The organism is Leclercia sp. Colony189 (assembly GCF_009740165.1).
In the GTDB taxonomy this organism is placed as follows: domain Bacteria; phylum Pseudomonadota; class Gammaproteobacteria; order Enterobacterales; family Enterobacteriaceae; genus Enterobacter.
Map to the genome: position 1 here is coordinate 3,414,695 of NZ_CP046557.1, position 26,559 is coordinate 3,441,253.

Below are 26,559 nucleotides of genomic sequence, written 5' to 3' on the forward strand. Positions count from 1 at the left end.
AGTTAAGCACAATAGCGTTATCTGTTTTCAGGAGTATTTATGAAACTTTTGCGCATTCTTGATCCGTTCACCCTTATTCTTATCGTCGTGGTTCTGCTCGCCTCCTTCTTCCCGGCTCGCGGCGGTTTTGTCCCCTTCTTTGAAGGCTTAACCACTGCCGCCATCGCCCTGCTGTTCTTTATGCATGGGGCAAAACTCTCCCGTGAAGCGATTATCGCGGGCGGCAGTCACTGGCGACTGCACCTGTGGGTAATGTGCAGCACCTTTGTTGTTTTCCCGGTCCTGGGCGTGCTGTTTGCCTGGTGGGCACCGGTCAACGTCGACCCGGCGCTCTATACCGGTTTCCTCTATCTCTGCATTTTGCCAGCTACGGTGCAGTCGGCCATCGCCTTTACCTCCATGGCGGGCGGCAACGTGGCGGCTGCGGTCTGTTCAGCCTCCGCCTCCAGCCTGTTGGGAATTTTCCTTTCGCCGCTGCTGGTGGGGCTGGTGATGAATATACATGGCGCGGAGGGCAGTCTGGAGCAGGTGGGCAAAATCATGCTGCAGCTGCTGCTGCCGTTTGTGCTGGGACATCTTTCCCGCCCCTGGACCGGGGCATTTGTGGCGAAACATAAGAAGTGGATCGCCAAAACCGATCAGTCATCGATTTTGCTGGTGGTCTATTCTGCGTTCAGCGAAGCCGTGGTGCATGGCATCTGGCATAAGGTTGGAGTCGGATCGCTGCTGTTTATCGTGGTGGTCAGCCTGGTGCTACTGGCGATTATCATTGCCATCAACGTCTTTGCCGCCCGCCGCTTTGGGTTTAACAAAGCTGACGAAATCACCATTGTCTTCTGTGGCTCGAAAAAGAGCCTGGCTAACGGCATCCCGATGGCCAATATACTGTTTCCAGCCTCGGTGGTTGGGATGATGGTGCTGCCGCTGATGATCTTCCACCAGCTGCAGCTGATGATCTGTGCGGTGCTGGCGCGTCGCTACCGTCGCCAGACCGATGAGTTGCAGGCCCGGGAGCAGGCCCGCGCGGCAAAAGTTTAAGGACGTCTCAGGGGCTGAACCAGCTGGGTCAGCCCTTCGGTTTTAATCAGCAACGTTAAGGCCATCAGCTCACCCAGATGCCCGGCAGGAAATTCATCCTTACGGGCAAACCACAGCAAATACTCTTCCGGCAAGTCAATCAGCCGACGGCCTTTATACTTGCCGAACGGCATTTCGGTGTTGGCAATCTCAATAAGCTGCGCTTTATCCACGTTACTCTCCCAACAGACGTAGCATTTCGGCTTCGTCGATGACCGTAATGCCCAGCTCCTGCGCTTTGGCAAGTTTAGAGCCCGCCGCTTCACCGGCAATCACCAGGTCGGTTTTCTTCGACACGCTGCCGGCCACCTTCGCCCCCAGCGCCGTCAGACGCGCTTTAGCATCATCGCGTGAAAGCTGGCTCAGGCTGCCGGTCAGCACCACGGTTTTGCCGGCAAACGGGCTGTCGATCTCGTCGGCGTTGATCGCCACCGGCGCAGGCCAGCGAATCCCTTCGTTAAGCAGCTGGCCGATAACGTCGCGGTTGCTCTCTTCCGAGAAGAAGTTAAAGACGTGGGTAGCAACCACGATGCCAACGTCCGGCACCTTTTGCAGTTCGTCGATCGTCGCCTTTTCCAGCGCCTCCAGCGTACCGAAATAGCCCGCCAGCCCCGCCGCCGTCGCCTCGCCCACTTCACGGATCCCCAGTGCGTAGAGGAAACGGGCAAAGGTGGTCTCTTTGGCCTTTTCCAGCGCGTCGGCCACATTCTGGGCAGATTTAGGCCCCATGCGATCCAGCCCGGTCAGCTTACCGGGCGTCAGGCGGAACAGATCGGCTGGCGTATGGACATACTCTTTCTCTACCAGTTGGTCGATAATTTTGTCGCCCATACCGTCAACATCCATCGCCCGGCGGGAGACGAAATGTTTCAGGGACTCTTTGCGCTGGGCACCGCAGACTAAACCGCCGGTACAGCGGGCTACGGCCTCTCCTTCGACGCGCTCAACGTCGGACCCGCACACCGGACAGTGGGTCGGGAACTCAACGGGGCGCGTATCGTCAGGACGCTCTGATTCCACTACGTTCACCACCTGCGGGATCACATCCCCGGCACGGCGGATCACCACTTTATCGCCAATTCGCAGCCCCAGCCGGTCGATCTCATCGGCGTTGTGCAGGGTTGCATTGCTGACCAGTACCCCGGCCACCTGAACCGGCTCCAGACGCGCCACCGGCGTTATCGCCCCGGTACGGCCCACCTGGAACTCAACGTCGCGCACAAAGGTCATCTGCTCCTGCGCCGGGAACTTAAAGGCTACCGCCCAGCGCGGCGCACGGGCAACAAAGCCAAGCTGTTCCTGCAGCGCGAGAGAGTTGACTTTGATCACCACCCCGTCGATATCGAAGCCCAGCGTCGGACGATTGGCTTCGACCTGACGATAAAACGCCAGCACGGCCTCCGGCGAGTCGCACAGCTGCACCCGGTTGCTGACCGGCAGCCCCCAGGCTTTAAACTGCAGCAAACGGCCCAGATGGGTATCAGGCAGCTCGCCCCCTTCCAGGATGCCGACCCCATAGCAGAAGAACGTTAGCGGGCGCTTCGCGGTAATACGCGGGTCAAGCTGGCGCAGCGATCCGGCGGCGGCATTGCGGGGGTTAGCGAAGATTTTGCCGCCGGTACGACGCGCCTCTTCGTTGATTTTTTCAAATCCCGCCTGGGGCAGGAAAACTTCGCCGCGCACTTCGAGACGTGCCGGAATGTTCTCGCCATGTAATTTGAGCGGAATGGCGCGGATGGTACGCACATTGGCGGTAATGTCCTCGCCAGTGGTGCCATCGCCGCGGGTGGCCGCGCGGATCATCACGCCATTTTCGTACAGAATGCTGACGGCCAGCCCATCCAGCTTCAGCTCGCAGCACCAGCTCAGGGCATCGGTATGCTTCAGGCGATCCTGGACGCGTTTGTTGAAGGCGAGGAAGCTCTCTTCATCAAAGACGTTATCCAGCGACAGCATCGGCACTTCATGACGGACCTGGCTGAAAAAGGCCAGCGGTGCCGCCCCGACGCGCTGAGTTGGCGAGTCCGGTGTGATTAACTCGGGGTGCTGCGCTTCAAGCTCGCGCAGCTCACGCATCAGACGGTCATACTCCGCGTCCGGCACTTCCGGCGCATCCATCACATGATAGAGATATTCATGGTGGCGAAGCGTGGTTCGCAGTTCGGTGAGTTGTTGTTCGATTGAGTCCATGTCGCACCATTAATGAGAAAAACCCCCGACAGGCGGGGGTTGAGGAGGTGTGAAACAAACGCGAATGTTTACGCGTTAGCTTCTTTCACTTCGCGGATGCGGTCCTGATATTCGCGCAGTTTCTGCGGCGTCATCATTCGACGCTGATCGTCGAGCACCATACCGCCCACTTCATCGGCAATATGCTGAGCGGACTGCAGCATCAGCTTAAAGTTTTGCAGTTCATCGCCATACGAGGGCACCTGCATAAAGATGGTAATGCCCGGCGTCGTGAAATCGCCGGTCATCTCCGGATCGAAGGTTCCCGGATTAACCATATTCGCCAGGCTGAACAGCGAAGGGCCGCTGCCGTCAGGGCTGAGGTGGCGATGGAAGATATTCATATCGCCAAATTTAAAGCCCGCCTGATGAATGCTGTTAAGCAGCACATCGCCATTCAGGGTGGTGCCCTGGTGAGCCGCAACGCTCATGACAATCACCGTCTCTTTACGCTGTGGTTTTTCAGCTACTGGCGCGGCCTCGACAACCGGCTCCGGCTCTGAAACCGGCGCTGGGGCTGGTTGCGGCGCTGGCGCAACAGGCTGCGGCGCCTGCTGTACGACAGGTTGTGGCTGCGGCTGTGGTTCAGGCTGCGCGGCATATTGCGGCTGCGGCACCGGCTGCTGACGCACAGGTTCATGCTGCTGCGGCACGGGCTGCTGTCGCACAGGTTCATGCTGCTGCGGCTGCGGCTGGCGTACCGGTTCGGCCACGGGTTGCGGCGCAGCGGGACGTGGCTGTGCAGATGCGTAAGGCGGCTGGTACTGATGCTGCGGAGGCTGACGAGGCGCTTCATGCTCCCCATGGCCTGCGCCGGGCGCAGTATTGGCCCGATGAACGCGTACTTCACCCACACCCTCATCTTCCATGTCGTCGATATCCTCATCGCTATCGTCGTCACGGGTAGACTTCATGCGCTTCAGTGGGCGATCGCGAAACATAGAAGAGCGCTCTTTACGGCTGGTCCAGAAACCATGTACCAGTAAAGCGATTATGGCGATCGCGCCAACAATGATTAATATCAGACGCAAATCCTGCATCATTATATTCTCTGTTGTTCTAACACCTTGCCACCACGGCAAACATTTACTCACTAAGAGTATTTGCCGATTACGTCAAGTGCAAGTGCGTGCAGAGCATTCGCAGCATAAAGATGAGTTAAATCGTGCTTTTTGCTGTTTTTTCGAACATTTCCGAACTGGTCAACGTGCCGCAACTGGCTAATATAGGCAGGCAATTTCACTGGTTGTGATAAAAGGAGCTCAACCTGGTTATGGTTTCATCGACATCTTCCCCTTCACGCAGCGGCGTCTGGTACTTTTCGCAGGGCTGGAAACTGGTTTCCCTGCCCGGCATCAGACGCTTTGTGATCCTGCCTCTGCTGATCAACGTTCTGCTGATGGGGGGCGCCTTCTGGTGGCTCTTTACCCGTCTGGACAGCTGGATCCCGGCGCTCATGAGCCATGTCCCCGACTGGCTGCAATGGCTGAGCTATCTACTATGGCCGATTGCGATCGTTTCGGTGCTGCTGGTGTTTGGCTACTTTTTCTCGACGCTCGCCAACTGGATCGCCGCGCCCTTTAACGGTCTGCTCGCCGAACAGCTGGAAGCGCGGCTGACGGGCGCCACGCCGCCGGACACCGGCGTGCTGGGGATCATGAAAGATCTGCCGCGCATTATGAAACGCGAATGGCAAAAGCTGGCATGGTATCTGCCCCGCGCCATCGTGCTGCTGCTCCTCTATTTTATTCCCGGCATCGGACAGACCGTAGCGCCGGTACTCTGGTTCCTGTTCAGTGCGTGGATGCTGGCCATCCAGTATTGCGACTATCCCTTTGATAACCATAAGGTGCCCTTCAAAGAGATGCGCACCGCCCTGCGCAGCCGTAAGATGGCCAATATGCAGTTTGGCGCGCTGACCAGCCTGTTCACCATGATTCCGTTCCTTAACCTTTTCATCATGCCGGTAGCGGTGTGCGGCGCGACGGCGATGTGGGTGGATTGTTATCGCGACAAACACGCTTTGTGGAAATAAGTTAAAAAGAGGGGTGGCTTATGCCGCCCCTTATTCCATACTGATCCCCATTATTTCTATGCAGCATATAGATATGCGATTTCCTTACTTCCCCCTACCTATGCAACAGGTATGCTGGGACGGTATCCCAATTTCAAACAGTTAAGGACAGGCCATGAGTAAGATTTTTGAAGATAACTCGCTGACTATCGGTCACACGCCCCTGGTTCGACTGAACCGTATCGGTAATGGACGCATCCTGGCGAAGGTAGAATCTCGTAACCCAAGCTTCAGCGTAAAATGCCGTATCGGTGCCAACATGATTTGGGATGCGGAAAAGCGTGGCGTACTGAAACCGGGCGTTGAGCTGGTTGAACCAACCAGCGGTAACACCGGTATCGCGCTGGCCTACGTTGCCGCCGCGCGCGGTTATAAGCTGACGCTGACCATGCCAGAAACCATGAGTATTGAGCGTCGTAAACTGCTGAAGGCCCTGGGCGCAAATCTGGTCTTAACCGAAGGCGCAAAAGGCATGAAAGGCGCTATTCAGAAAGCAGAAGAAATTGTGGCCAGCGATCCGGCTAAATACCTGCTGCTGCAGCAGTTCAGCAACCCGGCTAACCCGGAAATCCACGAGAAGACCACCGGTCCGGAGATCTGGGAAGATACCGACGGTCAGGTTGATGTCTTTATCTCTGGTGTGGGTACCGGCGGTACGCTGACGGGCGTGAGCCGTTATATTAAAGGTACAAAAGGTAAAAAAGACCTTATTACCGTTGCCGTTGAGCCAACCGACTCTCCAGTCATTGCCCAGGCGCTGGCCGGAGAAGAACTGAAGCCGGGCCCGCATAAGATTCAGGGTATCGGCGCGGGCTTTATTCCGGGCAACCTGGATCTGAAACTGATTGATAAAGTTGTGGCTATCACCAACGATGAAGCCATTTCTACCGCGCGCCGCCTGATGGAAGAAGAGGGTATTCTGGCGGGTATCTCCTCCGGTGCTGCCGTAGCCGCCGCGTTGAAATTACTCGAGGATGAAACCTTTACCAATAAGAACATCGTGGTTATTCTTCCATCGTCGGGTGAGCGTTATTTAAGTACTGCCCTGTTTGCCGATCTCTTCACTGAAAAAGAACTGCAACAGTAGTGCCAGAATGTAAATATCGCGTAAAAAAGCACCCAACTGGGTGCTTTTTTGTGGCCTGCTTCAAACTTTTATCTCTTCCGGCATTGCTCAACCCCGTTGGCTCTGGTATTTAAGCTGACAATTATTTTGAAGCACGAAATTAATCGATCCAGGAATTCGCGCTGCTGAATCGATTTTATGATTTGGTTCAAGTCTTGCTTTCGCGGCATAATGTTTAATGTCGAGCGAGACGTCAGCAGCCTGACATGCCAGTGCCGGAATACGTTTGACACATTTGTGCCTCGTGCCGTTAAGCCGGTGCTAACAATACAGGCTAAAGTCCTGCCGCCAGGCTAGACTTTAGTTCCACAACACTAAACCAATAAGTTGGGGAAATACAATGTTCCAGCAAGAAGTTACCATTACCGCTCCGAACGGTCTGCACACCCGCCCTGCTGCTCAGTTTGTTAAAGAAGCAAAAGGCTTCACTTCTGAGATCACTGTGACTTCCAACGGCAAAAGCGCAAGCGCAAAAAGCCTGTTCAAACTGCAGACTCTGGGTCTGACTCAGGGCACCGTTGTGACCATCTCCGCGGAAGGCGAAGACGAGCAGAAAGCAGTTGAGCATCTGGTTAAACTGATGGCTGAGCTCGAGTAAGTATCCGGGTTCTTTTAAATATCAGTCACAAGTAAGGTAGGGTTATGATTTCAGGCATTTTAGCATCCCCGGGTATCGCTTTCGGCAAAGCACTTCTGTTGAAAGAAGACGAGATCGTCATCGACCGGAAAAAAATTTCTGCTGATAAGGTAAATCAGGAAGTTGAACGTTTTCTGAGTGGCCGTGCAAAAGCATCTGCGCAACTGGAAGCGATCAAAACTAAAGCTGGCGAAACTTTCGGTGAAGAAAAAGAAGCCATCTTCGAAGGGCACATTATGTTGCTCGAAGATGAGGAGCTTGAGCAGGAAATCATAGCCCTGATTAAAGATAAAGGCATGACAGCGGATGCCGCTGCGCATGAAGTTATCGAAGGTCAGGCATCTGCCCTGGAAGAGCTGGACGATGAATACCTGAAAGAACGCGCGGCTGACGTGCGTGATATCGGTAAGCGCCTGCTGCGCAACATCCTTGGCCTTGCCATTATCGATCTGAGCGCGATTCAGGATGAAGTCATCCTGGTTGCTGCCGACCTGACCCCGTCAGAAACCGCACAGCTGAACCTGAACAAGGTGCTGGGTTTCATCACCGACGCGGGTGGCCGTACCTCCCACACCTCTATCATGGCGCGTTCTCTGGAGCTGCCAGCCATCGTGGGTACCGGTAGCGTGACCGCACAGGTGAAAAACGACGATTATCTGATTCTGGATGCCGTAAACAACGTGGTTTACGTCAACCCAACTAACGAAGAGATCGAAAAACTGCGTACCGTTCAGGAGCAGGTTGCGACTGAAAAAGCGGAACTCGCTAAGCTGAAAGATCTGCCTGCTATTACGCTGGATGGTCATCAGGTAGAAGTGTGCGCAAACATCGGTACCGTACGCGACGTCGATGGCGCTGAGCGCAACGGCGCGGAAGGTGTCGGTCTCTATCGTACTGAATTCCTGTTCATGGACCGTGACGCCCTGCCAACCGAAGAAGAGCAGTTCGCTGCCTATAAAGCGGTTGCTGAAGCCTGTGGCTCCCAGGCCGTTATCGTCCGTACCATGGACATCGGCGGCGACAAAGAGCTGCCGTACATGAACTTCCCGAAAGAAGAGAACCCGTTCCTGGGCTGGCGTGCCGTGCGTATCGCAATGGATCGTAAAGAGATCCTGCGCGACCAGGTCCGCGCTATCCTGCGCGCCTCCGCTTTCGGTAAACTGCGCATCATGTTCCCGATGATCATCTCTGTTGAAGAGGTGCGTTCACTGAAGAAAGAGATCGAAATCTTCAAACAGGAACTGCGCGACGAAGGTAAAGCATTCGACGAAGCTATCGAAGTTGGCGTGATGGTAGAAACCCCTGCTGCCGCGACGATTGCCCGTCATTTAGCCAAAGAAGTGGACTTCTTTAGTATTGGTACCAACGATTTAACCCAGTACACCCTGGCAGTTGACCGTGGTAATGATATGATTTCACATCTTTACCAGCCAATGTCCCCGTCCGTACTGAACTTGATCAAGCAAGTTATTGATGCTTCTCATGCAGAAGGTAAGTGGACAGGCATGTGTGGTGAGCTTGCAGGCGATGAACGTGCTACACTTCTGTTGCTGGGTATGGGTCTGGACGAATTCTCTATGAGCGCCATTTCCATCCCGCGCATCAAGAAGATTATCCGTAACACGAACTTCGAAGATGCGAAGGTGTTAGCAGAGCAGGCTCTTGCTCAACCGACAACGGACGAGTTAATGACGCTGGTTAACAAGTTCATTGAAGAAAAAACAATCTGCTAATCCACGAGATGCGGCCCAAATTACTGCTTAGGAGAGAAGTCTAATGGGTTTATTTAGTAAACTATTCGGTGACAAAGGCAATAACGACACCGGAACTATTGAGATTGTTGCTCCGCTGTCTGGTGAGATCGTCAACATCGAAGACGTGCCAGATGTCGTATTTGCTGAGAAAATCGTTGGTGATGGCATTGCTATCAAACCAACCGGTAACAAAATGGTTGCACCGGTTGACGGCACGATTGGTAAGATTTTTGAAACCAACCATGCATTCTCTATCGAATCCGATAGCGGTATTGAGCTGTTCGTTCACTTCGGTATCGACACTGTTGAACTGAAAGGCGAAGGCTTCAAGCGTATCGCTGAAGAAGGCCAGCGCGTTAAAGTTGGCGATCCGGTGATTGAATTCGATCTGCCACTGCTGGAAGAGAAAGCCAAGTCTACCCTGACGCCGGTTGTTATCTCCAACATGGACGAAATCAAAGAGCTGATTAAACTGTCCGGCAGCGTCACCGTGGGTGAAACCCCGGTTATCCGCATCAAAAAGTAATTTTTGACCGCACAGAAAAATGGCGCCTTCGGGCGCCATTTTTGTTTGTCAGAGGGGTAAAACCAGCTCGTCGTACCCTTTTTCCTGAGTGTACTGCATGACCTGCGTCACCCTCTCCCCTGCCCGGTTTATCGCCGCCGCCACACTCTCATTCTGCACCAGCGCGCTGACAAGCTCTGAACAGAACAGATCGCCAGTACCTTTAAGATCGACGTTGACGCGGGGATGGGTGCTGATTGTCACCTCGTCATGGGATACCAACACCACATGAATAGCGTCAGCGTCACCGGCCACCGGGGCGCTGGTAATCGCTACCCACTGCAGCGTATCAGAAAGTAGCCCTTTTGCCGCGGCAATGGCGCTGGCGTTATCCCGACACGATTTGCCACTGAGCACTTCCAGCTCGTAGACATTGGGCGTAATCCCCTGCGCCAGCGGCAGCAGATGCTGACGGTAGGCTTCCGGGATTTCGGGTTTAACGTAGGTTCCGCTGTCGGTGTCGCCAATGACCGGGTCCACCAGGATAAAGAGATTCGGATGCTGTGCCTTAATCGTGCGCAGCCAGTTCGCCAGCAGGATAATCTGGCTGGCGCTGCCCATGTAGCCGGTGGTGACCGCTTTCAGCTCCCGCAAAATGTCCCGCTCTTCCAGCGCCTGCAGGTAGCCGCTGAACCACTCGTCGGGGATCACCCCACCGTAAAAGGTGTCGTAGTGGGGGGTATTACTGAACAGCACGGTTGGTATCGCCGTCACGTTGAGGCGATGCTGGCGAATATTAGGCACCGCAATGCTGTTACCCACGCTGCCGTACACCACCTGCGACTGAACCGCCACAATATCGCTCTGCTGCGCCCGGGTTTTATCCCGGAATAAAATCATCTCCATCGCCTTTAGATCCCTGCGCCCTGCGCATAGCTCTCTTCACCAAACACGCCGGTAGAGAGATAGCGATCGCCGCGATCGCAGACGATCGCCACCACCACCGCGCCCGGCACCGCCTGTGCAATGCGCAGGGCGCCCGCTACCGCGCCTCCTGAACTGACGCCGCAAAAGACACCTTCGCGCACGGCCAGTTCACGCATGGTATTTTCCGCCTCGCGCTGGTGAATATCCAGCACCTGGTCCACAAGCTGAGCATTAAAAATGCCCGGCATGTACTCCGCAGGCCAGCGGCGAATACCCGGGATGCTGCTCCCCTCTTCCGGTTGCAGGCCAACAATGGTGACCGCTTTTTCCTGCTCACGCAGAAAACGGGAGACGCCGGTGATGGTGCCCGTGGTTCCCATGCTGGAGACAAAATGGGTGATGCGGCCTTCGGTCTGCTGCCAGATCTCCGGGCCGGTGGTGGTGTAATGGGCATAGGGGTTATCGGGGTTGTTGAATTGATCCAGCAGCTTACCTTCGCCCCGGTTCGCCATCTCAAGGGCCAGATCGCGAGCCCCCTCCATACCCTGCTCTTTACTGACCAGAATTAACTCGGCACCATAGGCCCGCATCGCGGCACGGCGCTCCTGGCTCATGTTGTCCGGCATCAGCAGCTTCATGCGATAGCCTTTGAGGGCGGCGATCATGGCCAGCGCAATGCCGGTGTTCCCGCTGGTCGCCTCGATCAGCACATCGCCGGGCTTGATTTCACCGCGCTTTTCCGCCTGGACAATCATCGACAGCGCGGCACGATCCTTCACCGAACCCGCCGGGTTGTTGCCTTCCAGTTTGATCCAGATTTCGCTGCCGTTATCCGGCCCCATCCGTTGCAGCTTGATCAGAGGGGTGTTGCCGATGGTTTGTTCTAATGTGTTCATGACCGCTGTCCAATAAAAAGCCCGGTGGCGCTGACGCTTACCGGGCCTACACAGAGCATATCGTAGGCCGGGTAAGCGCAGCGCCACCCGGCAAAACTACGTGGCGTTAACCTATCAGGCAGATTCCGCCAGAGCAAGATCTCCCCGCGTCTCGATGCGATCCTTATCATGGTAAATGCGCGCATGTTGCAGGCCGACAAACAGGCGTTCACCGCGGTGCGGCGGCTCCTCGTCGCGCATCACCACCGTCAGCGGTTCGTTGTACCAGCCCAGCGGCTGGACGACCAGTTGGGTGTAATGACCTTTCGGGCTGGCTTCCAGCACCTGGACCGGCAGCGGCGAGTCGAGACTGGTGCGACGGCTGACATCCACTTCCCACGGACGCAGGAAGAGATCGACCGGCCCCTGATAGCCAGGGGTGTAACCCAGCGGCCAGCGGTGGGCCCCGACATGGAACTGGCCGCCGCGGATATTGCCGTGCAGTCGGTTCACTTCACCCATAAACTCCAGCACGAAGCGGGTCGCCGGTTCACGCCAGAGCTGCTCAGGCTCATCAACCTGTTCGATATTCCCCTGGCTCATTACCACCACCCGGTCGGCCACTTCCATCGCCTCTTCCTGATCGTGGGTCACGAAGACGCTGGTGAATTTCAGCTCCTCATGCAGCTGACGCAGCCAGCGGCGAAGCTCTTTACGCACCTGCGCATCCAGCGCGCCAAAGGGTTCATCCAGCAGCAGGATTTGCGGCTCAACGGCGAGGGCGCGCGCCAGGGCCACACGCTGTTTCTGGCCGCCGGAGAGCTGCGCCGGATAACGATCAGCCAGGTGAGCCAGCTGCACCATCTCCAGCAGTTTGGTAACTTTCGCCTTGATGGTGGCGGCGTCCGGACGTTCACGACGCGGCAGCACCGTCAGGCCAAAGGCGATGTTATCGAACACCGTCATGTGGCGGAACAGGGCGTAATGCTGGAACACAAAGCCCACTTTACGGTCGCGGGCATGCAGGCGGCTCACGTCAGTGCCGTGGAAGCGGATGTGCCCGCTGGTCTGATGCTCGAGACCGGCGATGATACGCAGCAGCGTGGTTTTACCGGAGCCAGACGGCCCCAGCAGCGCCACCATTTGTCCGGAAGGGATATCCAGCGAGATATCATTCAGCACCTGGGTGCGACCAAAAGACTTCTTAATATTGGCAATCTCAATGCTCATGATTTCCCTCCTGATGCTGACGTTTTTCCTGATTCTCTAAACGCCACTGCACCACACTCTTCAAAAACAGGGTCAAAATAGCCATCAGCGTCAGCAACGCTGCGGCGGTAAAGGAGCCGATGGTGTTGTAGTCCTGCTGCAGCAGTTCAATCTGTAACGGCAGCGACAGGGTTTCACCGCGAATGGAGCCGGATACAACAGAAACGGCCCCGAACTCGCCAATTGCACGGGCGTTCGTCAACACTACGCCATAGAGCAGCGCCCAGCGGATATTCGGCAGGGTGACGCGGCGGAACATCTGCCAGCCGGATGCGCCCAGCAGCACCGCCGCTTCGTCTTCGTTGCTGCCCTGGCTTAACATCACCGGCACCAGCTCACGTACCACAAACGGACAGGTGACAAATATCGTAACCAGCACCATGCCCGGCCAGGCGAACATGATCTGCAGGTTATGCTCATCCAGCCAGCCGCCCAGCGGGCCGTTGGAGCCGTAGAAGAGCAGATAGACCAGACCGGCCACCACCGGTGAAACCGCAAATGGAATGTCCAGCAGGGTCAGCAGCAGCTGGCGGCCCGGGAAGTTAAAGCGGGTGACCAGCCAGGCCAGCAGAACACCGAACACCAGGTTCACCGGCACGGTGATAAGCGCAATCATTACCGTCAGCCAGATGGCATGCAGCATGTCCGGGTCGGCCAGATTGTGCAGCGCGGGCATAATCCCTTTACTGAACGCCTGGACAAAGATATAGACCATCGGCACGACCAGAATGAAGGCCGATACCAGCACGCCGGTGCCAATCAGCACCCATTTTCCCCAGTTGATACGGGGAGCGTCGTAGCGTTTCAATTGAGTGATTTCCGCCATCAGTGACCTACCACGCGTCGACCAAAGCGACTTTGCAGAGTGTTAATCGAGAACAGCAGCAGCAGCGATGCCGCCAGGATCACCGAGGCAATGGCGCTCGCCGCCGGGTAATCAAACTCCTGCAGGCGAACAAAAATCATCAGCGAGGTCACTTCGGTTTTCCACGCGATGTTACCGGCGATAAAAATCACCGCGCCAAACTCACCGAGGCTGCGGGTGAACGACAGCGCCACGCCCGCCAGCAGGGCCGGAGAAAGCTCAGGCAGTACCACCTTGCGGAAGCTCTGCCAGCGCGTTGCGCCCAGCGTTTCTGCCGCCTCTTCATATTCCGGGCCTAACTCTTCCAGTACCGGCTGCACGGTTCGCACCACAAACGGGATGCTGGTAAAGGCCATCGCCACCGCAATGCCGAGCCAGGTATAGGTCACTTTGATATCAAACTTCGCCAGCCACTCGCCGTAAAAACCGTTGACGGAAAACAGCGAGGCCAGAGTCAGGCCCGCCACCGCGGTGGGCAGCGCGAAGGGTAAATCCATCAGCGCATCCAGCAGCGTGCGGCCCGGAAAACGGTAGCGAGTTAAGATCCACGCCATCAGCAGGCCGAACACGCCGTTAAACAGGGAGGCGACAAACGCCGACAGCAGCGTCACTTTATAGGCCGCCACCACCTGCGGATTGCTGATCACCTCCCAGTACTGGGACCAGCTCATCTCAGAGAGCTGGACCACCAGCGCGCTGAGCGGTAATAACAAAATGAGACAGACGAACAGCAGGCTGGTCCCGAGGCTTAAGGTAAAGCCCGGCAGCACACGTCTGGAGGAAACTGCAAACATTACTTACGCCCCGCCGCCAACAGTTTGTCTAACTCACCGCCGCTGGCGAAATGGGTTTTCATCACCTCAGGCCAGGCACCAAAGTGCTCTTCCACGCGGAACAGCTCGGTCTGCGGGAATTTGTCTTTCAGCTTGTTCATCACGTCCGGGTTATTCACGCGATAGTAGTAATCGGTGATCACCGTCTGCGCCTGCGGGCTGTAGAGATAGTTGAGATAGGCTTTTGCCGCCTTCTCCGTGCCGTTGGCTTCGATATTTTTATCCACCCACGCTACCGGGAACTCCGCCAGAACGTTGGTTTTCGGGATAACCACTTCAAAGCCCTGGGCTTCGTACTGCTTACGGATGTTGTTCACTTCCGATTCAAAGCTGATCAGCACATCGCCCAGACCGCGTTCCGCGAAGGTGGTGGTGGCACCGCGACCGCCGGTATCAAACACTTCAACGTTTTTCAGGAACTGGGTCATGAACTGTTCAGTTTTGGCTTTATCGTTGCCGTCCGCTTTGTCTGCGGCGCCCCAGGCGGCCAGGTAAGTGTAACGGGCGTTGCCGGAGGTTTTCGGGTTCGGGAAGATCAGCTTCACGTCAGAACGCACCAGGTCGTTCCAGTCGTGGATGTTCTTTGGGTTGCCCTTACGTACCAGGAAGCCCATGGTTGAGTAGAACGGCGAGCTGTTGTTCGGCAGACGGCTCTGCCAGTTGGCCGGGATCAGCTTGCCTTTATCGTGCAGGATCTGCACATCAGTGACCTGGTTATAGGTGACCACATCGGCCTTCAGCCCCTGCAGAATGGCCAGCGCCTGTTTCGACGAGCCGGCATGAGACTGCTTAATGGTCAGCTTATCGCCGTTATTCTCTTTCGCCCACTGCTGTTCGAAGGGCGGGTTCAGGGCGGCAAACAGCTCGCGCGAGACATCATAGGAGCTGTTCAGCAGCTCGGTTGCCTGCGCCTGCGCGACCAGCAACACTGAAGCTGCCAGCACCAGAGATCCTTTTTTCAGTACAGTAATGGCCATTGCGCACCCTTAAGATGTGATGTTTTTCTCAGGGTCATGATATTTATAACGCGTACTAAAGGAGTAACGGTTTTATATACCGTTTAGTGATTTGGAAGCAGAAAAGGGAATAAGGGTGCGGGAAAAGTGCCGGGTGGCGCTTACGCTTGCCCGGCCTGTGAAAGGAGTGCCGTTTTATAATGCCAGCAGACGCTCGATGGATGGCGCAAAGTAGTAGCCGCCGGTCACCGGTTTGGTGAAACGCAGCATCGCGTCGCGCTTGCCGTCGGTATCGCCAAACATGCTCAGCAGCTGCTGTTCAATGTTATACAGACGCGCGCAGTAGGCGCAGAAGTAGAGGCCGTGTATGCCGCTGGCGGTACCATACGGCAGGCTCTGGCGGACAATCTTCAGCCCTTTGCCATCCTCTTTCAGATCCACACGGCTCAGGTGAGAGGTCGCCGGGCGATCGTCGCCGTCGATCTCTTCATTGGCCTCTTTGGTGCGGCCAATCATCATCTCCTGGTCGTGTACGCTCATGCGGTTGAGCTGTTTGAGGTTGTGCTCCCAGCGCTGGACGAAGACGTAACTGCCGCCCGCGTCCACGCCCTCTTTGATCACCGCGACTTCACGACGGATCTCGTCCCCTGCCGGATTTTCGGTGCCGTCAACAAAGCCACTCAGATCGCGCTCTTCCACCCAGCGGAAACCGTGGATCTCTTCTTTTACTTCAACGCAGTCGCCAAAGGCAGCCATCGCAGCCTGGGCGATGGAGAAGTTCACGTCGTGACGCAGAGAGAGAATATGGATCAGCACGTCGTACTGGGTGGCCGGAGCCAGACCTTTACCGTAAGGGACAAAGTCTTTCAACTCTTCGGCCCCTTCTCCGCCGCTCAGCTGACGCCAGACGTTGTGACCAAATGCCACCACTGCGCCGCAGTGGGCATCCGGGAATTTGGCCTGGAAGGTGGCCACGTTATCAATAAAGACTTTGCTGGCCGCACGCAGGGCATCAACATCCCCTTTGACATTGGCTTCGATCCAAATCGCCGCGCGGCAATGTTCTGGCAAAATGCCACTCTGAACCTGAGACATCGCTCCTCCTGAAAAAAAGATGCCACGAAGTCGTGGCATGGTTGGCGGCGATTATACCCGCTTTTTCAGCGAGGCGGCTTGTCCAGGCGCAATTTACTGCTGCCAGATAATTTTGCTGACTTTCCAGTTTTTCAGGGTGTCGTCAGAGGGCATTAACCCTTGCGGGCCATTCCAGGTTCCGCTGAACTCATAGCTGATATGCTGGCTGCCTTCCGCCTTGCACTCTACCGCCACCCCCTCTTCTGCAGGGGCGCTCGCGCAGTTGCCGTAGGCTTTCTGATAGAGGTCGCTGAACGGAGTACCGATCTTCACCCCAGTGTCAGTTTCGATGTCGCTATCCAGCACCTCGATGCGCGTCACCGTCTCTTTATTACCGTTAATCACCAGGGCCAGTTGGTCATCTTTCAGTGCTTCGTAATAGTGCACAATGTTGCCGTTCTCGGTTTTCATGCCGCTGCGCAGCCGGTAATCACCGCCTAATGCCGATTCGATGGCGCTCTGTTCCAGCGGCGTGGCGGCGGTGAGGTTGCCCACCCCCTGCTCAGTCACATCGCTGGATGAGCCGAACCAGTTCCAGGGATAAGCCGCAGACCAGTTAACGGCGGAAAGCGTTGAGCAGCCCGTCAGGACAACGGGGAGGGCACATAACAGTAAACGCAGCGATTTCATCGGGAGTTCCTTTCTGGTTATTTGAACGCTTGTTGGAGTACAGCATCGCTAAAAAGTGCCGTTTAATCTTTCTCGGGGGTGAAACAGGCGCGCAGACGGGGATGGGTCAGCAGCCACAGCAGCGCCACAATATCGGCCACCACCAGCGCAATGCCTGGGCCGCTCAGGGCTTCGCCGTTCAGCCACAGCAGCGGCTGCCAGCACAGCAACACACCCTGGGCAAGGATAAGCAGCCCGTGCAGCGCACGCCACAGGCGCGGCCAGAGATGACGCCGCCCGCTCAGTAAAAAGGCAACTACTGCCGGGAGCCCCGGCAGCAGCCCGAGCCAGAAGTTATTGCGATCGGGATAAAACAGGCTCAGCAGCGTGTTGCCCTGATCCCGGGAGGCGCCAGCCAGCACGAACAGCACCCAGGTGCGCGCCTGAAGGAGCAGCACGCACCAGAACAGAAACGGCAGGCGTACCCGGCCATAGCTGTCATAGTCGCCCGGGTGAAAATCAATACTCTTCATCTTCTATCAGGCGCTTGCCCAGCGTCAGCACGTCGGCATGTTCATAGTTAAGACGCTCGTACATACCCAGTACCATGTCGTTATCTTCCCGCACCATGATCTGAATTTTTGGACAGCCGCGGGCGATCAGTTTCTTTTCCAGACGATTGAGCAGCGCGTTGGCGATACCACGCCCGCGAAACTCCGGGTGCACGCCCAGATAGTACGCCGAGCCGCGATGCCCGTCGTAGCCGCCCATTACGGTGCCTACCACTTCGCCGTTCACCTCCGCCACCAAAAACAGGCTGACGTCATGATTGAGCTTGCGCTCGATGTCCATCTCCGGATCGTTCCACGGTCGCAGGAGCTCGCAGCGCTCCCAGAGAGTGATCACCTCTTCGAAGTCTGCCTGGCGAAAAACACGTATCTCCATGGTATTAACCGCCTTTTTGGGTTCAAAAACAGTGATTATGACGCGAACGCCCGCTTTCGCCAATATCCCGCGAAAAACGCCTGAAAATTTGGCATAATGGCACTTTGTCACGTATTGAAATGAAAAGTAAAACAATTCGCCACATGGACTGTCGTAACGGAAAAGACGATACGATATAACACCAGGACCCCAATTTTTACAATTCAGGCCGCATGAGCACATTCAAACCATTAAAAGCACTCACATCGCGTCGTCAGGTTCTCAAAGCGGGGCTGGCGGCCTTAACGTTAACGGGCATCGCAAAGCAGGCTCAGGCAAAAGACGAGAGCACGCTCAAAACCAGTAACGGACACAGTAAACCCAAAACCAAAAAACCCGGCGCGAAGCGTCTGGTGATGCTCGATCCGGGTCACGGCGGCATTGATACCGGCGCCATTGGCAGAAACGGATCGAAAGAAAAACACGTTGTGCTGGCAATTGCAAAAAATGTCCGGTCGATTTTACGCAACAACGGCATTGACGCCCGCCTGACCCGCACCGGCGACACCTTCATTCCGCTGTACGACCGCGTGGAGATCGCCCACAAGCACGGCGCGGATCTGTTTATGTCGATACATGCCGACGGCTTTACTAACCCGTCGGCGGCGGGGGCATCGGTATTTGCCCTCTCCAACCGCGGCGCCAGTAGCGCCATGGCAAAATACCTCTCCGACCGGGAAAACCGCGCGGATGAAGTGGCCGGAAAGAAAACCACCGACAAAGATCATCTCCTGCAGCAGGTGCTGTTTGACCTTGTTCAGACGGATACCATCAAAAACAGCCTGACGCTCGGCTCGCATATTCTGAAGAAGATTAAGCCGGTACACCGTCTGCACAGTAAAGGCACCGAGCAGGCGGCGTTTGTGGTGTTGAAATCGCCGTCGATCCCATCAGTACTGGTGGAAACCTCTTTTATTACCAACCCGGAAGAGGAGCGTCTGCTCGGCACGACGGCGTTTCGCCAGAAGATCGCCAACGCGATTGCCTCCGGCATTATCAGTTACTTTAACTGGTTCGATAACCAGAAAGCGCACTCCAGGAAACGTTGATGAAACCCAATGCACAGCTGGTTAAAACCTTTCTGCTGCAACTGCAGGATGACATTTGCCAGAAACTGAGCGCCGTCGATGGCGGTGAATTCCAGCAGGACGAGTGGCAGCGCGAGGCCGGTGGCGGCGGACGCAGCCGCGTACTGCGCAACGGCGGCGTCTTCGAGCAGGCCGGGGTTAACTTCTCCCACGTCCACGGCGACGCGATGCCCGCCTCGGCCACCGCGCACCGCCCGGAGCTGGCAGGCCGCAGCTTTGAGGCAATGGGCGTCTCGCTGGTGGTGCACCCGCATAACCCCTTTGTACCGACCAGCCACGCTAATGTGCGCTTTTTTATCGCCGAAAAACCGGGTGCTGAGCCGGTGTGGTGGTTCGGTGGCGGCTTCGACTTAACGCCTTATTACGGCTTTGAAGAGGACGCGGTGCACTGGCACCAGACCGCCCGCGATCTGTGTCAGCCTTTTGGCGACGAGGTCTATCCGAAATACAAGAAGTGGTGCGACGACTATTTTTACCTGAAGCATCGCGACGAGCAGCGCGGCATTGGCGGGCTGTTCTTTGACGATCTCAACACCCCCGATTTTGATACCGCGTTCCGCTTTATGCAGGCTGTGGGCAAGGGCTATACCGATGCGTACCTGCCGATTGTCGAGCGGCGGAAAAACCACAATTACGGGGTGCGCGAGCGCGAGTTCCAGCTCTATCGCCGCGGGCGCTACGTGGAGTTTAACCTGGTCTGGGACCGCGGGACGCTGTTCGGTCTGCAAACCGGCGGGCGCACGGAGTCGATTCTGATGTCGATGCCGCCGCTGGTGCGCTGGGAGTACAGCTATGAGCCAAAAGAAGGCAGCCCGGAGGCTGCCCTGAAGGATTTTATTAAGGTTCGCGACTGGGTTTAACCCCAGGCAGCGCTGCGCTTGCCCGACCTACAGGTCGGGTAAGCGAAAGTGCCACCCGACACTTACCCACTACAGCGGCTGCGTCTGCGCCTCAACCACCGCCAGCGCCACCATGTTCACGATACGGCGCACCGAGGCAATCGGGGTTAATACATGCACCGGTTTCGCCACCCCCATCAACACCGGCCCGACGGTCACCCCTTCTGAACTGGAGACGCGCAGCAGGTTGTAGCTGATACGCGCCGCTTCCACGTTCGGCATGATCAGTACGTTGGCAGAGCCTTTCAGCGGGCTGTCCGGCATCCGCTCGTTACGGATGCTCTCCACCAGCGCGGCATCGCCATGCATCTCCCCGTCGATCATCAGCTCCGGCGCGCGCTCGCGCACCAGCGCCAGCGTCTGGCGCATTTTGCAGGCGGCAGCCGATTTGGATGAGCCAAAGTTGGAGTGCGACAGCAGCGCCACCTTCGGTTCGATACCGAAGCGACGCACCGTTTCCGCCGCCATCACCGTAATTTCCGCCAGCTGTTCCGGGGTCGGATCGTCGTTAACGTAGGTATCGGCAATAAAGGTGTTACCGCTTGGCAGCAGCAGCGCATTCATCGCCCCGGCAGTATGCACGTTGTCGCGATAGCCGAAGATCTCCTGCACCACGCTGAAGTGCTCATGGTACTCACCGATGGTGCCGCAGATCAGCGCGTCGGCTTCACCGCGGTGCACCATGATCGCCCCGATCACCGTGGTGTTGCCGATCACCGCCCGCTGCGCCTGCTCCTGGGTGATCCCCCGGCGCTTCATGATGCTGTAGTACTCGCTCCAGTACTCCTTGAAGCGTGGATCGGATTCATTGTTGACGATCTCGAAATCGACGCCTGGCTTGATCTGCAGACCCAGCTTCTGGATACGCATCTCGATCACGCTCGGACGACCAATCAGGATCGGCTTCGCCAGCCCCAGGCTTACCAGCTCCTGAGTGGCGTGCAGGACGCGCGCCTCCTCCCCTTCCGCCAGCACCACGCGTTTTGCGTCCGCGCGCGCCTGGGAGAAGATCGGCTTCATGAACAGGTTGGTTTTGTAGACGAATTCGGTGAGTTTATCGACGTAGGCATCAAAGTCGGCGATCGGGCGTGTTGCCACGCCGGAATCCATCGCCGCTTTCGCCACCGCTGGCGCAATTTTGACAATTAGACGCGGATCGAACGGCTTCGGAATAATGTAATCCGGGCCAAAGCTCAGATCCTGATCGCCATAGGCGGAGGCCACCACTTCGCTCTGCTCCGCATGGGCCAGCTCGGCAATGGCGTGAACCGCTGCCAGCTTCATCTCTTCGTTGATGGCGGTCGCGCCGACGTCCAGCGCCCCGCGGAAGATGAACGGGAAGCAGAGAACGTTGTTCACCTGGTTTGGGTAGTCTGAACGACCGGTACAGATAATGGCATCCGGGCGTACCGCTTTCGCCAGCGGGGGCAGGATCTCCGGCTCCGGGTTGGCCAGGGCGAGGATTAACGGCGCGCGCGCCATCTTCATCACCATCTCTTCGTTCAGCACTTTCGGGCCCGAGCAGCCAAGGAAGATATCTGCGCCCTCCACCACCTCTGCCAGAGTGCGCCTGCCGTCATCCTCCACGGCGTAGGCAGCTTTGGTCTCCGCCATATTGGCTTCGCGGCCTTTATAAATAACGCCTTTGGAGTCGCAGACCACAATGTTGTGCTTCTGCATCCCCAGCGCCACCAGCAGGTTCATACAGGCGATAGCTGCCGCACCCGCACCGGAGACCACCATGCGCACGTCAGAGAGGTTTTTCTCCACCACCCGCAGGCCATTGAGGATAGCGGCGGTGCTGATGATGGCGGTTCCGTGCTGGTCGTCGTGGAATACCGGAATGTTCATCCGCTCGCGCAGTTTCTGCTCGATGTAGAAACATTCCGGCGCTTTGATGTCCTCAAGGTTGATGCCGCCAAAGGTCGGCTCCAGCGCGGCCACCACGTTGATAAATTTATCCGGGTCGAGCTCATCCACTTCAATATCGAACACGTCGATACCGGCAAATTTCTTAAACAGTACGCCCTTGCCTTCCATCACCGGTTTACCGGCCAGCGCTCCGATATTCCCCAGCCCCAGCACCGCGGTGCCGTTGGAGATCACCGCCACCAGGTTGCCGCGGGCGGTGTATTTGTAGGCCGCCAGCGGATCTTTTTCGATTTCAAGACAGGGCGCGGCCACGCCCGGCGAGTAGGCTAACGCCAGGTCGCGCTGGGTGGCGAGAGGCTTGGTGGGGGAGACCTGAATTTTGCCGGGTACAGGGAATTCATGAAAATCGAGGGCACTCTGTTTCAACTGATCGTCCATTGTAAGGTTCCTTTCACGTGTCGTTCAAAATGGGTGATGTTGTTATGGTCTGAGTTCACCCAGGGTGGCGGATAGTATCGCTGCTGACCGCGGTTCAAACTTTGAAGGGTGCCAAAGTCTCACTATCCAAAAACAAAAATTGTTATCAATTTATAACAATCATGTTACCTGCCCAGCGAAGCAAGACCATGTCCGTCTGCTATGCTTTTTTGTTAAGTCCATCGCGAATTTCGCAGAAGTGTGATCTAACACACTCCACCAACTCTTTTATTTTCAAGGAGTCATCATTTATGAACCAACTAGACGGCATCAAACAATTCACCACAGTCGTGGCTGACAGCGGTGATATCGAGTCTATTCGCCATTATCAACCCCAGGATGCGACCACCAACCCGTCGCTGCTGCTGAAAGCCGCCGGGCTTGAGCACTTCTCGCACCTGATTGACGACGCTATTACGTTTGGTAAAGCCCGCGGGAAGACCAAAGAGCAACAGGTTGCCGAGGCCAGCGACAAACTGGCGGTGAATATCGGTAGCGAAATTCTGAAAAGTATTCCGGGGCGCGTCTCTACCGAAGTGGACGCCCGGCTGTCGTTCGACCAGGAGAAGAGCATCGCCAAAGCGCGGCAGATTGTGCAGCTCTACGAGGAGCAGGATGTGGAGAAATCGCGCATTCTGATCAAGCTGGCCTCCACCTGGGAGGGGATCCGCGCGGCCGAAGTGCTGGAGAAAGAGGGGATCAACTGTAACCTGACCCTGCTCTTCTCCTTCGCTCAGGCGCGTGCCTGCGCCGAAGCCGGGGTGCATCTGGTTTCACCGTTCGTCGGGCGTATCTACGACTGGTATCAGGCCCGCCAGCCGATGGACCCCTATGTGGTGGATGAGGATCCCGGCGTAAAATCCGTTCGCAATATCTACGATTACTATAAGCAACACCGCTACGAAACCATCGTGATGGGCGCCAGCTTCCGCCGGACCGAACAGATCCTGGCCCTCACCGGCTGCGACCGCCTGACCATCTCCCCTAACCTGCTGAAAGAGTTGCAGGAGAAAGATGAGCCGGTTATTCGCCGTCTGGTGCCCTCCTCCACGGTGCTGCCAAAACCCAAACCCATGACCGAAGCCGAATTCCGCTGGGAGCATAATCAGGACGCCATGGCGGTCGAGAAGCTGTCAGAAGGGATCCGTCTTTTTGCGGTCGACCAGCGCAAACTCGAAGATCTGCTTGCCGCCAAACTGTAACCTTGCCATGGAGTGAACTATGTCCCGTAAAGAGTTAGCCAATGCCATTCGCGCCCTCAGCATGGATGCCGTGCAAAAAGCCAATTCCGGTCACCCAGGCGCGCCGATGGGCATGGCCGATATTGCCGAAGTGTTGTGGAACGACTTCCTGAAACATAACCCTAACGATCCGACGTGGTATGACCGCGACCGCTTTATTCTCTCTAACGGTCACGCCTCGATGCTGCTTTATAGCCTGCTGCACCTCTCCGGCTATAACCTGCCGCTTGAGGAGTTGAAAAACTTCCGTCAGCTGCACTCAAAAACGCCGGGGCACCCGGAACTGGGTTATACGCCAGGGGTTGAAACCACCACCGGGCCGCTCGGTCAGGGGCTGGCGAATGCGGTCGGGCTGGCGATTGCCGAGCGCACGCTGGCGGCGCAGTTTAACCAGCCGGGACATGAGATTGTCGATCACCATACCTATGTCTTTATGGGCGATGGCTGTCTGATGGAGGGGATCTCGCACGAGGTCTGTTCCCTGGCGGGCACGCTGGGCCTGGGCAAGCTGATCGGCTTCTACGATCACAACGGCATCTCCATCGACGGCGAAACCGAGGGTTGGTTCACCGACGACACGGCCAAACGCTTTGAGGCCTATAACTGGCACGTGGTGCATGAGATTGACGGCCACGATCCAGAGGCACTGAAAGCGGCCATTCAGGAAGCGCAAAGCGTAACCGATAAACCGTCGCTGATAATCTGTCGCACGGTCATCGGATTTGGTTCCCCGAACAAAGCCGGCAAAGAAGAGTCCCACGGCGCGGCGCTGGGGGAAGAGGAAGTAGCTCTGACGCGGCAGAAGCTGGGCTGGAAATACCCGGCCTTTGAGATCCCTAAAGAGATCTACAAAGCCTGGGATGCCCGTGAAGAGGGCGAAAAAGCGCAGGCGGCCTGGAACGACAAATTTGCTGCCTATCAGAAAGCCCATCCGGAGCTGGCGGCAGAGTTCAGCCGTCGCATGGGGGGTGGCCTGCCTGAAAACTGGGAAGAGACCACCCAGGCGCTGATTGAGAATTTACAGGCTAATCCGGCGAAAATCGCCACCCGTAAGGCCTCGCAAAACGTCCTTAACGCTATTGGCCCGATCCTGCCGGAGCTGCTCGGCGGCTCGGCGGACCTGGCACCGAGTAACCTGACTATCTGGTCGGGCTCGACCTCGCTCAAGGAAGATATCGCCGGGAACTACATCCACTACGGGGTGCGCGAGTTCGGCATGACCGCTATTGCCAACGGTATCGCCCACCACGGCGGGTTTGTGCCTTATACCGCCACCTTCCTGATGTTTGTGGAGTATGCGCGTAACGCCGCGCGTATGGCGGCACTGATGAAGGCCCGGCAAATCATGGTTTATACCCACGACTCCATCGGTCTGGGGGAAGATGGCCCAACTCACCAGGCGGTGGAACAGCTGGCCAGCCTGCGTCTGACGCCGAACTTCAGCACCTGGCGACCGTGCGATCAGGTTGAAGCCGCTGTCGGCTGGAAGCTGGCGATAGAGCGCCACAACGGCCCGACGGCGCTGATCCTCTCCCGCCAGAACCTGGCGCAGATCGAGCGTACCCCGGAACAGGTGAAAAATATTGCCCGCGGGGGGTATATCCTGAAAGACAGCGGCGGCAAGCCGGATCTGATTTTGATTGCGACCGGTTCGGAGATGGAGATCACCGTCAAGGCGGCGGAGAAGCTCACCGCCGAAGGCCATGCAGTACGGGTGGTGTCGCTGCCTTCAACGGATATCTTTGATGCTCAGGATGAAGAGTACCGCGAGTCGGTGCTGCCATCAGACGTGACGGCCCGTGTGGCGGTGGAAGCGGGTATCGCGGACTACTGGTACAAATATGTCGGGCTGAAAGGGAAGATTGTCGGCATGACCGGCTACGGTGAATCCGCCCCGGCCGAGAAGCTGTTCCCGTTCTTCGGCTTTACGGTGGAGAATGTGGTCGAGAAGGCGCAGGCCTTACTGTAAGGGGTTTGCCCGGCGGCGCTGTGCTTGCCGGGCCTGGAAGGTTAACGTCATCCGTGGGCCGGGTTAGCGCAGCGCCACCCGGCATTTTAGCGCGTTATCCACAACGTCGGCCATGCATCCGGCCCATGCCAGTTATCACAGCTTGGCTCTTCCGCATACCGTACCAGACGGAAGCGCTGACCGGTAAAACGCCAGCGCGTCTGGATACCGCAGTCGGCAATCCCGCGTCCCAGCGCAAGGGTTGTCAGCTCGCGGCTCTTCTCATCAAAACTGGCGTTCATTAACTCCATCTCGCTGCTGTCGCTGGCGGGAACAAACGGCAGGCGCAGACGTACCGCATGGGAAGCAAACGGCTTTTTGCGTGAGACCAGCCAGGCCAAATCGACGGTGTTGTACGCCCCCGCCTCGCAGCCAACCATCAGCAGCGCTTTGTCATCCGTCAGGGCGGTGACCCGCACTTCACGACGCGCCGGGTCAAGTGAACACTGGCTGTTGTTGATACGCCAGGTGCCATAGTCGAGCAGATCGCTGCGCTCCTCGCGAGTGAGCGGCGTCGGCGTCGGGTTTACCACGGCCACCTCTTTTAGCGCCGGTGCGGGCGGTACGCTCAGCGGGGGTTGCGCCCCTTTGTTGATCCACGCGGTTTCGCTTCCGCCACGCTTTTGCTGGGCATCAATAAACTGTAGCGCCTCTTTCATCCCATCCAGGGAGATGACCTGCTTGCCACCAGCGAGCGTGATGACCCTTTTTTGCTGAAGCGTAGTCAGCAGGGCAGTAATGGTGGCGGCATGGTCGGTCGTCAGACGCCAGGGGGTGATTTGCCAGTGCGGGGGGCCAAGCTGCAACGGCTCGCCGTCGAGCAGCAAGCGGGGAGCAATGGCGGGCTGTTTAGGATCGGGCGTTGCCAGCCCACCGAGATCGATGCGCAGCAGCGCGTCAGTTTTTGCACCCGCGCTGCGGCTTAAGGTCATCACCAGCCCGTGATGTTCGCCGGTATTACGGGCGATGCAAAAGTTCTGGTTGTTGCAGGTCACCTGCCAGTCGATAAACGACCGCTGTGCAGGTGCTGCCCGGGCTAACGTCGCGGGCAGCACGCTGAGCATGAAAACAAGTAAAAGGCAGTGACGCATGAATAGCAGGATCCCGGAAGCAATAGCTG

Annotated in this window: 25 protein-coding genes; 10 read left to right on the forward strand and 15 right to left on the reverse strand. The window is 56.9% G+C overall.

Translation table 11 applies throughout. The features are described 5' to 3' along the window. The first annotated feature begins 39 nt into the window (after positions 1-39). A complete protein-coding gene (locus GNG29_RS16270) occupies positions 40-1,038 on the forward strand; it encodes a bile acid:sodium symporter family protein (RefSeq protein ID WP_156655001.1) in 999 nt (332 codons plus the stop codon). Here the strand turns inward: GNG29_RS16270 and GNG29_RS16275 are convergent. The 3 genes from GNG29_RS16275 to zipA all read right to left on the reverse strand — a co-directional run bounded on the left by GNG29_RS16275 (position 1,035) and on the right by zipA (position 4,349). Continuing rightward, the gene (locus GNG29_RS16275) at positions 1,035-1,250 is read right to left on the reverse strand and encodes a DUF3820 family protein (protein WP_103180635.1); all 216 of its coding nucleotides are present in this window, start codon (positions 1,248-1,250) and stop codon (positions 1,035-1,037) included. The two genes, GNG29_RS16270 and GNG29_RS16275, sit on opposite strands and share 4 nt — an antisense overlap. Before the next feature lies 1 nt (position 1,251). Continuing rightward, the gene (gene ligA / locus GNG29_RS16280) at positions 1,252-3,267 is read right to left on the reverse strand and encodes an NAD-dependent DNA ligase LigA (protein WP_103180637.1); all 2,016 of its coding nucleotides are present in this window, start codon (positions 3,265-3,267) and stop codon (positions 1,252-1,254) included. Positions 3,268-3,335: 68 nt separating this feature from the next. Then, positions 3,336-4,349 (reverse strand): cell division protein ZipA, encoded by a 1,014-nt coding sequence (gene zipA, locus GNG29_RS16285; protein WP_103180639.1) that lies wholly within the window; start codon positions 4,347-4,349, stop codon positions 3,336-3,338. 230 nt (positions 4,350-4,579) lie between these two features. On the opposite strand from zipA, the gene cysZ reads away from it, so the two are divergent. The 5 genes from cysZ to crr all read left to right on the forward strand — a co-directional run bounded on the left by cysZ (position 4,580) and on the right by crr (position 9,423). Then, the gene (gene cysZ / locus GNG29_RS16290) at positions 4,580-5,341 is read left to right on the forward strand and encodes a sulfate transporter CysZ (RefSeq protein WP_103180640.1); all 762 of its coding nucleotides are present in this window, start codon (positions 4,580-4,582) and stop codon (positions 5,339-5,341) included. 154 nt (positions 5,342-5,495) lie between these two features. Next, the gene (gene cysK / locus GNG29_RS16295) at positions 5,496-6,467 is read left to right on the forward strand and encodes a cysteine synthase A (RefSeq protein ID WP_039029656.1); all 972 of its coding nucleotides are present in this window, start codon (positions 5,496-5,498) and stop codon (positions 6,465-6,467) included. 379 nt (positions 6,468-6,846) lie between these two features. Beyond that, positions 6,847-7,104 (forward strand): phosphocarrier protein Hpr, encoded by a 258-nt coding sequence (gene ptsH / locus GNG29_RS16300; protein WP_000487600.1) that lies wholly within the window; start codon positions 6,847-6,849, stop codon positions 7,102-7,104. 44 nt (positions 7,105-7,148) lie between these two features. Further along, the gene (gene ptsI, locus GNG29_RS16305) at positions 7,149-8,876 is read left to right on the forward strand and encodes a phosphoenolpyruvate-protein phosphotransferase PtsI (RefSeq protein ID WP_103824678.1); all 1,728 of its coding nucleotides are present in this window, start codon (positions 7,149-7,151) and stop codon (positions 8,874-8,876) included. A gap of 43 nt (positions 8,877-8,919) precedes the next feature. Then, positions 8,920-9,423: a PTS glucose transporter subunit IIA gene (crr, locus tag GNG29_RS16310; protein ID WP_039029658.1), complete on the forward strand. Its 504-nt coding sequence runs from the start codon at positions 8,920-8,922 to the stop codon at positions 9,421-9,423. A 48-nt stretch (positions 9,424-9,471) separates the two neighbouring features. Here crr and pdxK read toward each other — a convergent pair whose 3' ends face one another. The 10 genes from pdxK to GNG29_RS16360 form a co-directional block, all read right to left on the reverse strand. Next, positions 9,472-10,308, reverse strand: coding sequence for a pyridoxine/pyridoxal/pyridoxamine kinase (pdxK, locus tag GNG29_RS16315; RefSeq protein WP_156655003.1), 837 nt, complete (start codon positions 10,306-10,308; stop codon positions 9,472-9,474). Between the two features lie 5 nt (positions 10,309-10,313). Continuing rightward, on the reverse strand, positions 10,314-11,225 hold the full coding sequence (gene cysM / locus GNG29_RS16320; RefSeq protein ID WP_103180645.1) for a cysteine synthase CysM: 912 nt from the start codon (positions 11,223-11,225) through the stop codon (positions 10,314-10,316). A gap of 114 nt (positions 11,226-11,339) precedes the next feature. Then, the gene (gene cysA, locus GNG29_RS16325) at positions 11,340-12,434 is read right to left on the reverse strand and encodes a sulfate/thiosulfate ABC transporter ATP-binding protein CysA (protein WP_103180647.1); all 1,095 of its coding nucleotides are present in this window, start codon (positions 12,432-12,434) and stop codon (positions 11,340-11,342) included. Further along, positions 12,424-13,299: a sulfate/thiosulfate ABC transporter permease CysW gene (gene cysW, locus GNG29_RS16330; protein WP_103180649.1), complete on the reverse strand. Its 876-nt coding sequence runs from the start codon at positions 13,297-13,299 to the stop codon at positions 12,424-12,426. Before cysW ends, cysA begins: the two co-directional genes overlap by 11 nt. Next, positions 13,299-14,132 carry a sulfate/thiosulfate ABC transporter permease CysT gene (gene cysT / locus GNG29_RS16335; protein WP_103180651.1) on the reverse strand — a complete coding sequence of 278 codons (834 nt, stop codon included), beginning with the start codon at positions 14,130-14,132 and terminating at the stop codon, positions 13,299-13,301. Before cysT ends, cysW begins: the two co-directional genes overlap by 1 nt. Then, complete coding sequence (locus GNG29_RS16340; RefSeq protein WP_103180653.1) at positions 14,132-15,148, reverse strand: sulfate ABC transporter substrate-binding protein; 1,017 nt, start codon at positions 15,146-15,148, stop codon at positions 14,132-14,134. Before GNG29_RS16340 ends, cysT begins: the two co-directional genes overlap by 1 nt. Positions 15,149-15,322: 174 nt before the next feature. After that, positions 15,323-16,222 (reverse strand): Dyp-type peroxidase, encoded by a 900-nt coding sequence (locus tag GNG29_RS16345; RefSeq protein WP_156655005.1) that lies wholly within the window; start codon positions 16,220-16,222, stop codon positions 15,323-15,325. A gap of 93 nt (positions 16,223-16,315) precedes the next feature. Further along, the gene (locus tag GNG29_RS16350; protein ID WP_156655007.1) at positions 16,316-16,891 is read right to left on the reverse strand and encodes an RpoE-regulated lipoprotein; all 576 of its coding nucleotides are present in this window, start codon (positions 16,889-16,891) and stop codon (positions 16,316-16,318) included. Between the two features lie 62 nt (positions 16,892-16,953). Further along, positions 16,954-17,403, reverse strand: coding sequence for a DUF2919 domain-containing protein (locus GNG29_RS16355; RefSeq protein ID WP_103180659.1), 450 nt, complete (start codon positions 17,401-17,403; stop codon positions 16,954-16,956). Continuing rightward, complete coding sequence (locus GNG29_RS16360) at positions 17,390-17,815, reverse strand: GNAT family acetyltransferase (RefSeq protein ID WP_032613000.1); 426 nt, start codon at positions 17,813-17,815, stop codon at positions 17,390-17,392. The genes GNG29_RS16355 and GNG29_RS16360 overlap by 14 nt, the downstream gene beginning before the upstream one ends. A 212-nt stretch (positions 17,816-18,027) precedes the next feature. Between GNG29_RS16360 and amiA the strand changes: the two genes are divergently transcribed. Together amiA and hemF are read left to right on the forward strand one after the other, a co-directional pair. Continuing rightward, positions 18,028-18,903: an N-acetylmuramoyl-L-alanine amidase AmiA gene (amiA, locus tag GNG29_RS16365; RefSeq protein ID WP_103180661.1), complete on the forward strand. Its 876-nt coding sequence runs from the start codon at positions 18,028-18,030 to the stop codon at positions 18,901-18,903. After that, positions 18,903-19,802 carry an oxygen-dependent coproporphyrinogen oxidase gene (hemF, locus tag GNG29_RS16370; RefSeq protein ID WP_103180663.1) on the forward strand — a complete coding sequence of 300 codons (900 nt, stop codon included), beginning with the start codon at positions 18,903-18,905 and terminating at the stop codon, positions 19,800-19,802. Before amiA ends, hemF begins: the two co-directional genes overlap by 1 nt. A 69-nt stretch (positions 19,803-19,871) precedes the next feature. On the opposite strand, the gene maeB is transcribed toward hemF, so the two are convergent. After that, positions 19,872-22,151 (reverse strand): NADP-dependent oxaloacetate-decarboxylating malate dehydrogenase, encoded by a 2,280-nt coding sequence (gene maeB, locus GNG29_RS16375; protein WP_156655009.1) that lies wholly within the window; start codon positions 22,149-22,151, stop codon positions 19,872-19,874. A 290-nt stretch (positions 22,152-22,441) separates the two neighbouring features. Between maeB and tal the strand changes: the two genes are divergently transcribed. Then, entirely contained in the window at positions 22,442-23,392 is a 951-nt protein-coding gene (gene tal / locus GNG29_RS16380; RefSeq protein ID WP_103180666.1) for a transaldolase, read from the forward strand. 19 nt (positions 23,393-23,411) lie between these two features. Next, positions 23,412-25,400 carry a transketolase gene (gene tkt / locus GNG29_RS16385; RefSeq protein ID WP_103180667.1) on the forward strand — a complete coding sequence of 663 codons (1,989 nt, stop codon included), beginning with the start codon at positions 23,412-23,414 and terminating at the stop codon, positions 25,398-25,400. 86 nt (positions 25,401-25,486) lie between these two features. Here the strand turns inward: tkt and GNG29_RS16390 are convergent, their stop codons facing one another. Continuing rightward, entirely contained in the window at positions 25,487-26,530 is a 1,044-nt protein-coding gene (locus GNG29_RS16390) for a DUF1176 domain-containing protein (RefSeq protein ID WP_103180668.1), read from the reverse strand. Positions 26,531-26,559 lie beyond the last annotated feature (29 nt).

What these genes read in the sequence shown, in the direction of transcription:
- GNG29_RS16270 (WP_156655001.1), top strand. Translation starts at nt 40, where the DNA reads ATGAAACTTTTGCGCATTCTTGATCCGTTCACCCTTATTCTTATCGTC.
- ligA (WP_103180637.1), bottom strand. Translation starts at nt 3,267, where the DNA reads ATGGACTCAATCGAACAACAACTCACCGAACTGCGAACCACGCTTCGC.
- zipA (WP_103180639.1), bottom strand. Translation starts at nt 4,349, where the DNA reads ATGATGCAGGATTTGCGTCTGATATTAATCATTGTTGGCGCGATCGCC.
- cysZ (WP_103180640.1), top strand. Translation starts at nt 4,580, where the DNA reads ATGGTTTCATCGACATCTTCCCCTTCACGCAGCGGCGTCTGGTACTTT.
- cysK (WP_039029656.1), top strand. Translation starts at nt 5,496, where the DNA reads ATGAGTAAGATTTTTGAAGATAACTCGCTGACTATCGGTCACACGCCC.
- ptsH (WP_000487600.1), top strand. Translation starts at nt 6,847, where the DNA reads ATGTTCCAGCAAGAAGTTACCATTACCGCTCCGAACGGTCTGCACACC.
- ptsI (WP_103824678.1), top strand. Translation starts at nt 7,149, where the DNA reads ATGATTTCAGGCATTTTAGCATCCCCGGGTATCGCTTTCGGCAAAGCA.
- crr (WP_039029658.1), top strand. Translation starts at nt 8,920, where the DNA reads ATGGGTTTATTTAGTAAACTATTCGGTGACAAAGGCAATAACGACACC.
- pdxK (WP_156655003.1), bottom strand. Translation starts at nt 10,308, where the DNA reads ATGGAGATGATTTTATTCCGGGATAAAACCCGGGCGCAGCAGAGCGAT.
- cysM (WP_103180645.1), bottom strand. Translation starts at nt 11,225, where the DNA reads ATGAACACATTAGAACAAACCATCGGCAACACCCCTCTGATCAAGCTG.
- cysA (WP_103180647.1), bottom strand. Translation starts at nt 12,434, where the DNA reads ATGAGCATTGAGATTGCCAATATTAAGAAGTCTTTTGGTCGCACCCAG.
- cysW (WP_103180649.1), bottom strand. Translation starts at nt 13,299, where the DNA reads ATGGCGGAAATCACTCAATTGAAACGCTACGACGCTCCCCGTATCAAC.
- cysT (WP_103180651.1), bottom strand. Translation starts at nt 14,132, where the DNA reads ATGTTTGCAGTTTCCTCCAGACGTGTGCTGCCGGGCTTTACCTTAAGC.
- GNG29_RS16340 (WP_103180653.1), bottom strand. Translation starts at nt 15,148, where the DNA reads ATGGCCATTACTGTACTGAAAAAAGGATCTCTGGTGCTGGCAGCTTCA.
- GNG29_RS16345 (WP_156655005.1), bottom strand. Translation starts at nt 16,222, where the DNA reads ATGTCTCAGGTTCAGAGTGGCATTTTGCCAGAACATTGCCGCGCGGCG.
- GNG29_RS16350 (WP_156655007.1), bottom strand. Translation starts at nt 16,891, where the DNA reads ATGAAATCGCTGCGTTTACTGTTATGTGCCCTCCCCGTTGTCCTGACG.
- GNG29_RS16355 (WP_103180659.1), bottom strand. Translation starts at nt 17,403, where the DNA reads ATGAAGAGTATTGATTTTCACCCGGGCGACTATGACAGCTATGGCCGG.
- GNG29_RS16360 (WP_032613000.1), bottom strand. Translation starts at nt 17,815, where the DNA reads ATGGAGATACGTGTTTTTCGCCAGGCAGACTTCGAAGAGGTGATCACT.
- amiA (WP_103180661.1), top strand. Translation starts at nt 18,028, where the DNA reads ATGAGCACATTCAAACCATTAAAAGCACTCACATCGCGTCGTCAGGTT.
- hemF (WP_103180663.1), top strand. Translation starts at nt 18,903, where the DNA reads ATGAAACCCAATGCACAGCTGGTTAAAACCTTTCTGCTGCAACTGCAG.
- maeB (WP_156655009.1), bottom strand. Translation starts at nt 22,151, where the DNA reads ATGGACGATCAGTTGAAACAGAGTGCCCTCGATTTTCATGAATTCCCT.
- tal (WP_103180666.1), top strand. Translation starts at nt 22,442, where the DNA reads ATGAACCAACTAGACGGCATCAAACAATTCACCACAGTCGTGGCTGAC.
- tkt (WP_103180667.1), top strand. Translation starts at nt 23,412, where the DNA reads ATGTCCCGTAAAGAGTTAGCCAATGCCATTCGCGCCCTCAGCATGGAT.
- GNG29_RS16390 (WP_103180668.1), bottom strand. Translation starts at nt 26,530, where the DNA reads ATGCGTCACTGCCTTTTACTTGTTTTCATGCTCAGCGTGCTGCCCGCG.